The sequence below is a fragment of the Azospirillum sp. UFLA03-27 genome, assembly GCF_059803775.1.
In genome coordinates, this window is record NZ_JAUQTX010000043.1 from 24,111 (window position 1) to 34,322 (window position 10,212).

General features: G+C 69.7%; 13 protein-coding genes. 10 read left to right on the forward strand and 3 right to left on the reverse strand.

What is annotated here, in order from left to right; genetic code table 11:
* The first annotated feature begins 69 nt into the window (after window positions 1-69).
* From Q4I23_RS09315 to Q4I23_RS09325, 3 genes are all read left to right on the forward strand, one after another.
* Window positions 70-2,460 (forward strand): hypothetical protein, encoded by a 2,391-nt coding sequence (locus Q4I23_RS09315; protein WP_498526031.1) that lies wholly within the window; start codon window positions 70-72, stop codon window positions 2,458-2,460.
* Between the two features lie 70 nt (window positions 2,461-2,530).
* Window positions 2,531-3,418: a flagellar motor stator protein MotA gene (motA, locus tag Q4I23_RS09320; protein ID WP_094305778.1), complete on the forward strand. Its 888-nt coding sequence runs from the start codon at window positions 2,531-2,533 to the stop codon at window positions 3,416-3,418.
* A 9-nt stretch (window positions 3,419-3,427) separates the two neighbouring features.
* Window positions 3,428-4,378 (forward strand): flagellar motor protein MotB, encoded by a 951-nt coding sequence (locus Q4I23_RS09325; protein ID WP_498526032.1) that lies wholly within the window; start codon window positions 3,428-3,430, stop codon window positions 4,376-4,378.
* Between the two features lie 6 nt (window positions 4,379-4,384).
* Here the strand turns inward: Q4I23_RS09325 and Q4I23_RS09330 are convergent, their stop codons facing one another.
* The gene (locus tag Q4I23_RS09330; protein ID WP_498526033.1) at window positions 4,385-5,593 is read right to left on the reverse strand and encodes an arabinose transporter; all 1,209 of its coding nucleotides are present in this window, start codon (window positions 5,591-5,593) and stop codon (window positions 4,385-4,387) included.
* A gap of 235 nt (window positions 5,594-5,828) precedes the next feature.
* A complete protein-coding gene (locus Q4I23_RS09335) occupies window positions 5,829-6,461 on the reverse strand; it encodes a DUF2239 family protein (protein WP_014200156.1) in 633 nt (210 codons plus the stop codon).
* Window positions 6,462-6,632: 171 nt separating this feature from the next.
* On the opposite strand from Q4I23_RS09335, the gene Q4I23_RS09340 reads away from it, so the two are divergent.
* Window positions 6,633-6,941, forward strand: coding sequence for a GIY-YIG nuclease family protein (locus Q4I23_RS09340; protein ID WP_454020724.1), 309 nt, complete (start codon window positions 6,633-6,635; stop codon window positions 6,939-6,941).
* A 114-nt stretch (window positions 6,942-7,055) separates the two neighbouring features.
* On the opposite strand, the gene Q4I23_RS09345 is transcribed toward Q4I23_RS09340, so the two are convergent.
* Window positions 7,056-7,721 (reverse strand): YitT family protein, encoded by a 666-nt coding sequence (locus Q4I23_RS09345; RefSeq protein WP_498526034.1) that lies wholly within the window; start codon window positions 7,719-7,721, stop codon window positions 7,056-7,058.
* A 471-nt stretch (window positions 7,722-8,192) separates the two neighbouring features.
* Here Q4I23_RS09345 and Q4I23_RS09350 point away from each other — a divergent pair, with 471 nt between their 5' ends.
* The 6 genes from Q4I23_RS09350 to Q4I23_RS09375 form a co-directional block, all read left to right on the forward strand.
* Window positions 8,193-8,483 carry a RebB family R body protein gene (locus Q4I23_RS09350; RefSeq protein WP_014200159.1) on the forward strand — a complete coding sequence of 97 codons (291 nt, stop codon included), beginning with the start codon at window positions 8,193-8,195 and terminating at the stop codon, window positions 8,481-8,483.
* 100 nt (window positions 8,484-8,583) lie between these two features.
* Window positions 8,584-8,853 carry a RebB family R body protein gene (locus Q4I23_RS09355; protein ID WP_145626298.1) on the forward strand — a complete coding sequence of 90 codons (270 nt, stop codon included), beginning with the start codon at window positions 8,584-8,586 and terminating at the stop codon, window positions 8,851-8,853.
* A 91-nt stretch (window positions 8,854-8,944) separates the two neighbouring features.
* Window positions 8,945-9,211, forward strand: a complete 267-nt coding sequence (locus tag Q4I23_RS09360; protein WP_014200161.1) for a RebB family R body protein — start codon at window positions 8,945-8,947, stop codon at window positions 9,209-9,211.
* Between the two features lie 96 nt (window positions 9,212-9,307).
* Window positions 9,308-9,580: a RebB family R body protein gene (locus Q4I23_RS09365; RefSeq protein WP_014200162.1), complete on the forward strand. Its 273-nt coding sequence runs from the start codon at window positions 9,308-9,310 to the stop codon at window positions 9,578-9,580.
* Window positions 9,581-9,705: 125 nt separating this feature from the next.
* On the forward strand, window positions 9,706-9,939 hold the full coding sequence (locus Q4I23_RS09370; RefSeq protein ID WP_040138293.1) for a RebB family R body protein: 234 nt from the start codon (window positions 9,706-9,708) through the stop codon (window positions 9,937-9,939).
* Window positions 9,936-10,212, forward strand: a 277-nt coding sequence (locus Q4I23_RS09375; RefSeq protein WP_498526035.1) for a RebB family R body protein, incomplete at its 3' end; no start/stop codon positions are given. The genes Q4I23_RS09370 and Q4I23_RS09375, both read left to right, overlap by 4 nt.

Here is a 10,212-nt window from a genome sequence, read left to right on the forward strand (position 1 = left end):
CCGCGACGGGAACTGACCGGTGTCTTGGGGGATTTGATTCCGATTTAGATAAAATTTGGGGCAGTCGCGATGCATCCCTGCCGGACCCTGTCCATCTCCCTGGCCCTTCTGTCGGTCACCACCGCCCTGACGGCGCCTCCCGCCGCGGCGGAGGCACCACCGGCACCGATCACCGTGCAGACGGGCGACCACGCCGACTTCTCGCGTCTGGCGCTGGTCAACGCGCAGGGCGCCCCGGCGGTCGATGTGGGAAGCTGCGGCGGGCGCGTTGCCTTCTCGCAGGCGGTCCCCTGGCCGCTGGAGGCGCTGAACGGCACCTATTCGCGGCGGCTGACCGGCTTCCAGACGGCCGAGGACGGGCGCAGCCTGACCATGGACTGGCCCTGCGGCGCCCGCGTCACCGTGCGCCGCGAGCGGCGGATCACCTTCATCGACGTGGCCGACCCGCCGCGCCCGGCGCGCAAGCCCGGCGCCCCGATCCCGGCGTCCGAAGGTGTCCTGCTGGCCGAGGCGCCCGGCGCGTCGGTCTTTCCGATGATCGCGCCGCCACCGGTTCCCGAACCGGCGCCTGCCCCAACAGCGCCCATCAGCCTCGCCGAGCGGCTGAGCCCGGTCGCCAGCGCCCAGGCGCAGCCAGTCGTACAAGCCCCGCCCGTGGCACAGGCGCCGCCACCGGTTCAACCGCAACCGGTCGCCAAGGCCCCGCCGCCGAAGCCGGAACCCGCCCGGACGGTGGCCGCCGTGCCGCCGTCAGCCATGCCGCCGGTCGTGGCCCCCACCCCCACCGTTCAGACCGACCCGCCGATCCGCGCCTTCGACCTGGACGCCTGGGCCGGCGACGACTACCCGGCGCGCAAGCAGCATCTGGAGCAGCGCATCGCCGAGAGCCAAGGCCGCACGCGGGTGGACGCGCTGCTCGCCATGGCCCGCTTCACGCTGGCCCGCGCCTTGCCGGAGGAGGGCCGCGCCGCGCTGGACGCCGCGGAGAGCCTGACGCCGGGGCCGGACCAGCGCTACGAGCTGCGGCTGCTGCGCGACGCCTTTCGCGCGCTGGACGGCACCGCTGATCCGGACGACAGCCAGTTCGTCCGCGCCCAGCCCAGCCCAGCCGCCGCCGACCACCATGTCTGGCGCAGCGCCACCCTGGCCCCCAGCCGCTGGACCGCCGCCAAGGCGAGCCTGCCCATCGCGCTGAAACGGCTGCTGTCCTACCCCGTCGACCTGCGCGGCCGTCTGCTGACCCTGCTCGCCGAATCGGCGAGCGAGGCGGCGGACGGCCCGTCGCTGAACCTGATCGTGCTGGAGATGATCACGCTGGACGGCATCGGCTCCACCGACGGGCGGCTCGACTTCTTCCGCGGCCGTCTGGCGGAGCTGCACAACGAGACGGCGGAGGCGCTGGCCCATTACAAGCGCGCCGCCGCCCTGCCCAACCTCTATGGCCACCGCGCCCAGGTGCGCTCCATTGAGCTGCGGCTGGCCAGCGGCGCTTTGGACGATCCCGGCGCCATCGCGGAGCTGGAAAGCCTGCGCTACGCTTGGCGCGGCGGCGACGTCGAGACGGACGCGCTGGCCGCGCTGGGCGCCGCCTACACCCGCGCCGGGCGGATCGACGCGGCGCTCGACATCTTCGGCCTTCTGGGCCGCCGCTTCGGCGCGACGGCGCGCGGCCGCGCGGCGCTGACCACCGGGCGCGGGCTGCTCGACGCGGTGATCGGCCATCTGGAGACGACCCCGGGCAGCGCGCTCGATGCGTTGTCCCTCCAAGTGCGCTACGGCCGCACGGTGGCGCTGACCGACGACGATGCCGGAACGCAGCAGCGCCGGCTCGCCCGGCTGCTGGCCCGCGGCGGCTTCACGCTTGAGGCCGCGCGCCTGCTCCACACCGTCGCCGAGGCCACACGCGGCGCCGAACGCGCGGCGGTCGGTCTGGAGCTGGCCCGCGTGCTGCTGGACGCCGGGCGCGGGACGGAGGCGCTGGCCGTGCTGGACCACACCGCCGGCCCCGCGCCGGACGCCACCGCCGCCGAGCGCCGCGCCCTGCTGCGCGCCGAGGCCTTCGCCAGCGAGGGCGAGGCGATGCGCGCCTTCGACGCGCTGCGCGGCCTGACCGGACCCGAGGCGGCGCGCATCCGGGCGGACAGCCTGTTCCGCGCCGGCGAATGGCCGGCGGCCCGTGCCGCCTACGCCGAGCTGCTGGGCGGGCAGGACGCGCCTCTGCCGGACGACATCGCCTTCCACGCGCTGGCCGCCTTCCGGGCGGGCGACGACGCGGCGGTGACCGCCGCCGCGGAGCGCCACGGCAAGGCACTGGCCGGGACTCGCTGGGCCGGTCTGCTCGACGCCCTGGCCGTCCCGCCCGACCCGGCGGGCAAGCCGCTGTCCAGCGCCACCGTCGGCGGCCAGCTCGCCGCCGCCGACGCGCTGGCCGGCGTGCTGCGCCGGTGGAAAGCGCCCTGACGGCCCCTGCCCCATACGACGGCTCCCTGAGCCCGATCCCCTTTTTCGGCCGAGCCGGAGGACTCACATCATGCGTTTGCTGTTCGGAATCGTCGCGGTCTTCCTGAGCGTGCTCGGCGGCTTCGCCGCCATGGGCGGGCGGATGGGCGTGCTGTGGCAGCCCGTGGAAATCGTCATCATCGTCGGCGCCGGCATCGGCGGCTACGTCATCGCCAACTCCATGGCGGTGCTGCGCGCCACCGTGCGCACCATCGGGGCGGTGGCCCGCGGCCGGCACACCAGCAAGGACGAGTATCTGGACCTGATCTCGCTGCTCTACGCCCTGCTGCGGCAGGCGAAGTCCAAGGGCGTGTCGAACATCGAGAGCGACATCGACAAGCCGGACGACAGCCCGATCTTCGCCCAGTACCCCTCGGTCTTCCGCCAGCCGCGCTGCGTCACCTTCCTGTGCGACTACATGCGCCTGATCGCGCTGGGCCAGGACAACCCGCACGATCTGGAAGCCCTGATGAACGAGGAGATCGAGACCATCGGGCGCGAGCTGAACCAGGTGCCGAAGGCGTTGCAGAATCTGGCCGACGCGCTGCCGGCGCTGGGCATCGTCGCCGCCGTGCTGGGCGTCATCAACGCCATGAGCGCGATCAGCGAGCCGCCGGAGGTGCTGGGCCACATGATCGGCGGGGCGCTGACCGGCACCTTCCTCGGCGTGCTGCTGTCCTACGGCCTCGTCGGTCCGATCGCCGCCGCCGCCCGCCATCGCCGCGAGGCGGAGCTGACGCTGTTCATCTGCGTGCGCGCGGGGCTCGGCGCCTATCTGCGCGGCAGCCCCCCGCAGGTCTGCGCGGAATTCGCCCGCAAGGTGCTGTTCGCCGACACGCAGCCGAGCCTTGCCGAGGTCGAGGTCGCCACCACGCTCTCCTCGCAGGCGAAGGCCCGCGAGGCGAGCCAGCCCGCCTGAGGCCCCGCCATGCCCCGCAAGCGCATCGAGCCGACGATCATCATCAAGCGCCGCTACGGCGAGGAGGAGGAGGAGCACAACAGCGCCTGGAAGCTGGCCTACGCCGACTTCGTGACGGCGATGATGACCTTCTTCCTCATCATGTGGCTGATGAACATCACCACGGTGGAGCAGCGCAAGGGCATCGCCGACTATTTCAACCCGGTGGCCCTGTCGCAGTCCAACTCGGGCGCCGACGGCATGCTCGCCGGGCGGGCGGTGGACAAGACGGGGGCGCTGTCCACGCCCAACGCGCCGGGGGAGCACAGCGTGCCGGTGGCTGCCCCGCCCGTCGTCGCCTCGCTGGGCGAGAGCGACCGCGAGCCTGCCGGCCGCAAGGACCCCATGCCCAACCCGCCCGGCGGCCGGAGCCAGACGGACCGCGACGCGCGGGCGGAACTGGAGGCCCTGCTCGACCGCCAGACCGCGGCGCTGAGCGAACAGCAGGGGCTTGAGAGGGCCGAGCGCGACCTGCGCACGGCGCTGGAAACGATGCCGGAGCTGGGGGCGCTCGCCGGCAGCGTGGTCATCGAGCAGACGTCCGTCGGCCTTCGCGTGCAGCTCACCGATCAGGCGAAGGTGTCGATGTACAACGTCGGCTCCGCCCAGATGAACGAGCAGGGGCGGCGCCTGATGCGGCTGGTCGCCAGCGCCGTGGCGTCGTCGCCCAACCGCCTCAGCATCACCGGCCACACCGACGCGCTGGGCTATGCGGACGGGGCGAAGTACGGCAACTGGGAACTGTCCAGCGACCGCGCCAACGCCGCCCGCCGCGAGCTGATCGCCGCCGGCGTGCCGGCCCGGCGGATCGTCCGGGTGGAGGGCCGCGCCGACCTCGACCATCTCGACGCCGCCAACCCGCTGGCCCCGCAGAACCGGCGGATCAGCATCACCCTCCTGAAGGCCGCGGCGGGGGAATAGGCCCCCTCAGGTCGGGCTGGTCTTCACCACCGGCCGTGCGCGGAGGAGCTGGACGGTGGTCAGGAAGCCCAGCGCCGCGGCGGCGCTCCCCAGCAGGAAGACGCCGCCGTAGCCCACCCGGTCGGCGAGCAGCCCGGCCAGCGGCCCGGTCAGGCCGTAGGCGACGTCCTGGAACGCCGCGAAGGCGCCGAGCGCGGTGCCCCGAAGCTGCGGCTCGACGAGATGGACGACCTCCCGCCCCATGGCGGGAAAGACCAGCGAGCAGCCGAGCCCCGTCAGGAAGGCGCCGGCCAGCGCGGTGACGGGGTCGCCCGCGGTCCACAGCAGCGCCTGCCCGACCGCCTCCACCGCCAGCGACCCCATCGCCACGCGCAGGCCGCCGAAGCGGTCGGGCAGATGGCCCAGCGCGAAGCGGACGAGCACGAAGCCGAGGCCGAAGGCGGTCAGGCCGAGCCCGGCGTGGGGCCAGCCCTCGCGGACGAAGTGCAGAGAGAAGAAGGCGCCGATGGCGGCGAAGCCGATACCCTGGAGGCTGACGATGGCGCCCTGGCGCCAGATCCGCCCCAGCACGCTGCGGAAGGGCGGCCGCTCGGCGTCGGGATGGGCCGGGGTCCCTTCCATGCGCCGGATCGCCAGAAGCCCGACGGCGGGCAGCAGCGCGCTGACCGCCATGACGCCGGAGAAGCCGAAGCCGTCGAGCAGCGCCAGCCCCAGCGGCCCGCCCGCCGCGAAGGCGCCGTAGAGCGCCGCCCCGATCAGCGCCAGCACACGGCCCGAGCGCTGTGGACCGACGATGCCGATCCCCCAGGCGACCACCCCGACCCCGACGAGGCTTTCGCCGACGCCGATGAGCAGGCGGCCCGCCACCAGCACGGAAAAGGCCGCCCATGGCGAGAACGACAATGGACCGGCGGCCATCGAGACCAACCCGCCGGCCACATAGAAGGCCAGCCCCCGCCCGACCGCGCGCTTGGCGCCGCGTCGGTCGGAGACGGTTCCGGCAAAGCCGCGGCTGAGAATGGTGGCGAGGAAGGCGCTTCCCACGCCCAGCCCGGCCCAGACATTGCCCATCCCGAGATCCCCGGCGACGAACAGCGGCACGACGGGAAGGGACAGGGCGACACAGAGGTAGGAGACGAAGAGGACGGCGGTCAGGACGATCAGGCGGCCCTGCGCCGGATCGCGCGCCGACGCCGGCCTTTGGTGGGGACCCATGGTGTGCTCCACACTGGTCCCCGCCGATGGCCGTCCGTCCGAACACGCGAACGCACTCCGATCGGCGAGGATCGTTGAGTGCGTTGGTTGACGTTGAACGCTTACGGCCAGCGTGGCTGGCGATGCGGAACAGGGTACCAAGCCCGCGGAGAATTGCAACAGGCCGCGTCGGCCGAGACTGTCGCCTTTGACGTTCCCTCTTCCCCGAGGGGGGGCCCTGTTCCGATGCGGAATGTCAGGTGCCGGAATCCCGCACATTCTCAACACTTGTCATAAAGGCCGGCGCCGCCAATCGGCGTGCATGGTTTCGCAGGTCCACAGGCCAGGATTCCGTCAGCTCCTGGAAGCGTTTCCCATCGCCGGCATAAAGTGACCGTGAGGCTTCCTCCCACCCCTGCTGATCGCCCAGCATGGACATCATGAAACGGTCCGCTGCAGCTTGGGCCTGACGCGCGCGCTCGACACCGCTTCTTTGGTTGCGGGCGGCATCGATCAACCGGCGGATCACCGCTGACGCGCCCTCCGGTTGCGCGGCGAGCCACTCCCAGTGGCGCGGGAGCAAGGTCACCTCCCGCGCGACGACTCCGAGCTTGGGCCGGCCGCGCGTCGGCGCACCCATGCTCTGCCTTTGCGGCGACACGTCGTCCTTCGTGGTGCGAAGACGTTCGGCGACCTCTTCCTCACTGCCGCTCAGATCGAAGTCGATTTGGCGCCCGGTCTGGTCGTCGAAGACAAGGATGACGGCATCGTTGCCGGACGTGGCGGCCCGCTTGATGGCAAGCGCCACATCCTTCGGTGTTCCGGCAGCAAACAGCCCGTCACCAATGAAGGCGGTGCAGGACGGTCCCTCGGTCGGGGCATCGTTCACGGTGGCTCTCCGATGACCTGTGTGTGGGCAAGCGTGAGCAATTTATACCCGGATAAAAAGATTGAAGGCAATATTACCCGGGTGTAAATGACAAAGCCAGGATGTTGAGGTTCAGACCGCGCAACCGGAGTGAGCGGAGCAATGACAACTGGTCAGGACAGAAAGGCGGCCGTGACCGCCTACAAGGAGCGGAAGGTGTCCGCCGGTGTCTACGCGCTGCGGTGCGTGGCAGCCGGCAAGGTCTGGGTGGGTGCTGCGCCCGATCTGAGCACCATCCAGAACCGCTTGTGGTTTCAGCTCAAACAGAACTCCAGCCCCAACCGTGACCTCCAGGCCATCTGGAACGAGCATGGAGCGGACAGCCTGAGTTTCGAGATCCTCGAGCGTCTGGAGGAGGAAACGCTGGTTTATGTCCAGAGAGCGGCTTTGAAGAAGCGCGTTCAGCATTGGCGCGAAGCGCTGGATGCGGCCGTGCTTTGACCTTGGCTTTCCCTGACCGGGTGAAGCGCCAGGAGCGGCAAGTGCACCCGACAAAACGGTGATGAAGGTGCCGGGAGGTGCGGGGCCGCACCTCTCCTATCCGATGCACGGCCTTCAGCGGGCCACGTACCAGTCCGTCCGGTGGTTGAAGGCGACGAAGGCGTTCAGCACCGCCGCCCCCAGCATCGAGGCCAGCACCGCCTTCCCATCGATCACGAAGACCGCCATGGAGAAGATCACCACGTCGAACAGGGCCTGGAGCCAGCCGGCGCGGAAGCCCGTCTTCTCCTGGATGTAGAAGGCGAGAATGCCCACCCCACCGCCGCTGGAGCCGTGGCGGAACAGGCCGATCACCCCGATGCCGATGCAGAAGCCCGCCAGAACCGCCGCCACATAGGGGTGCAGCGCGTCGTAGCGGATCGCGTGGGGCGCCAAAGTGGTCAGCACCGAGATGCTGGTGACCGCCAGAAGCGATTTCGCGGTGAAGCGCCAGCCGATGCGCGCCAGCGCCAGCGCGTAGAAGGGCAGGTTCACCACGAAGAACACCGGGCCGAAATCCAGCCCCGTGGCATAGGCGATGACGAAGGACAGCCCCGCCGCCTGCCCGGTGATCAATCCGGCGGCATGCAATATGGAAATCCCGAACGCGGTCATGATGATGCCGAACAGCTGCCCTTGCGCATTATCAAATGCGCTGTGCGACGCCCGTTTGGTTTCATTTGTTGCAGCGGCAGTGTTGGCGGCTACGGATACTGCACTTTTCTTGAGCACGCTCGGCACCTTCCGGACTTCAATCCCTTTCGACAGTATCATCAAAGACCAGACCAAGAATAGAGCGACGTGATTTCGTTGGGACTCCCCTCAATCCGCGGGGCGTCGCCGCTTCGCGTTCCCGTCGCCCCTCCCCTCGCCGTCGATTCCTCCGGATGGCGCCGGTTTTCCGCGCGGGGGCGCGGGCGGTGGGACGCGGAATTGCACGGCCTTGCGTCCATCGTTGCGCCCACCGCGCAAGAATCGGTCGCGCCAACACCGCACGCTTTCCCCGCATCGCTCGCCAAAGCGCAACCCAAGCGCACAAAGATCCCGCGGTCCGCCGGATTCTTTCGCCGGATAGACCAATCGCGCGACAATGCACCTCGCTACAGTCGCATCGTCCGCTGTTCACGCACTCCATGGTCGCATGGGGCTGCGCGAATGATCGACGCCACCAGCGGCCGCCTTTGAAACCGGCCCCACCAGTGAGGAAAGACAATGGCATTTCCGACCGCCGTGAACGACCAGATCACCGATTCCGTCACCCAGGCCAACACCAAGGTCCTGGGCGACGCTCCGGCGATCGCCATGGGCAATCTGTTCCAGGCCACGGCTCAGGCGCTGGCCAACGCGGCCCACAACGCCACCAACGCCCAGCAGCAGTCCTACGTGACCGCGCAGGCCGCCACCACCCAGGGCGTGGCCACGCTCTACTCGATCGACACCGCCTCCACCGGCGTCGCCACGAAGAGCATCCTCAGCACCGGCGTCAAGGGCCTCGGCTCGTAAGCCGGACCCGCGCCGCCATCGACGTTTCAAACCACCTGCGCCACCCCGCCCTCCATGAGGGACGGCGGGCGGGCGGCAGGCAATCGAAGAGGACGAACAAATGGCTTTCCCGACCGCCGTGAACGACCAGATCACCGATTCCGTCACCCAGGCCAACACCAAGGTCCTGGGCGACGCTCCGGCGATCGCCATGGGCAACCTGTTCCAGGCCACGGCCCAGGCGCTGGCCAACGCGGCCCACAACGCCACCAACAACCAGCAGCAGTCCTACGTGACCATGCAGGCCGCCACGACCATGGGCGTCGCCACGCTCTACTCGATCGACACCGCCTCCACTGGCGTCGCCACGAAGAGCATCCTGGGCGCCTGATGAGCCGACCGGCCCGGACCGGGGGCCGGCAGGCGCCCGGAACAGGCCGCCGGCCGTCCAACCCGAACCATTCGCCAAGGAATAACGTCAGATGGCTTTCCCGACGGCAGTCAACAGCCAGATCACTGATTCCGTAGCCCAGAGCAACGTCCAGGTCGTTGGCAGCTCGCCGGCGATCGCCATGGGCAACCTGTACCAGGCCACCGCCCAGGCGCTGGCCAACGCGGCCCACAACGCGACCCTGGCGCAGCAGCAGATGTACGTCACGGCGCAGGCCGCCACGACGACGGGCGTCGCGATGCTCTACTCCATCGACACCGCGACCACCGGCGCCGCCACGTCGAAGCTCCTCGGCTGACCGGACGGCGGACGCGGCACCCGCCGCCGTCCGCCGGACCGCCGCCGGCGCTTTGGCCTCAAACCAACGCAACATCCGATGTAAGGAGCAAACACGATGGCTTTCCCGACCGCCCTGAACAACCAGATCACGGACTCGGTCTCCCAGGTCAACACCAAGGTCCTGGGCGACGCCCCGGCCGTCGCGATGGGCAACCTGTTCGTCGCCACCAGCCAGGCGCTGTCGAACGCGGCCCACAACGCCACGAACAACCAGCAGCAGTCCTACGTGGTGATGCAGGCGGCCACCACGCAGGGCCTGTCAACTCTGTATTCCGTCGACACGGCCTCGACCGGCGTCGTCACCACCCAGATCCTGGGCCTCTCCTAAGGAGAGCCGGAAGGCCGCCCTCGGAGCACCGGGGGCGGCCTCCGCCGCAGGTTGAAGCGCCCGGTCGCGCATAAGCCCGTGTCCGCAGAAGCCAGTGGCAGGAGCCTGAAGGCAGGAGTGCGTGAATGCCGGACGGAAGCTCCGCCAGCCTTGCCGGATCGGTCGCGGCGAACACGGCGATACCGCTTGGCCTGACCCCATCCCTGGCGATGGACATGACCTACGTCGCCATGGCCGACAGCCTCGGCCTGGCCATGCAGAACGCCGTCGCCAACCAGCAGCGCGCCCAGGTCATCACCGAGGCCGCGCTCGCCCAGGTCCTTACGCTGATCATCACCAAGGGAACCGCAAAATCATGAGCGACGAAGGCACCGTGAACACCCAGGTGATCGACGCGACGTCGGACATCGTCACGCTTCTGACGGGACAGTCCCCCGCGCAGTCGTTCGCCATGCTCGACGCCGTGATGGTCGAGACGCTCGGCATGGCGATGCACAACGCCGTGCACCGCCAGCAGAACGCCGGCATGGTCAACTCCGCCGCGGTCACCGCCGCCTGCGCCAAGATGCTGTCCGTGCCCTTCCCCACCACCTGTCTCTTATACACATCTGACGCTGCCGACGATTATACGC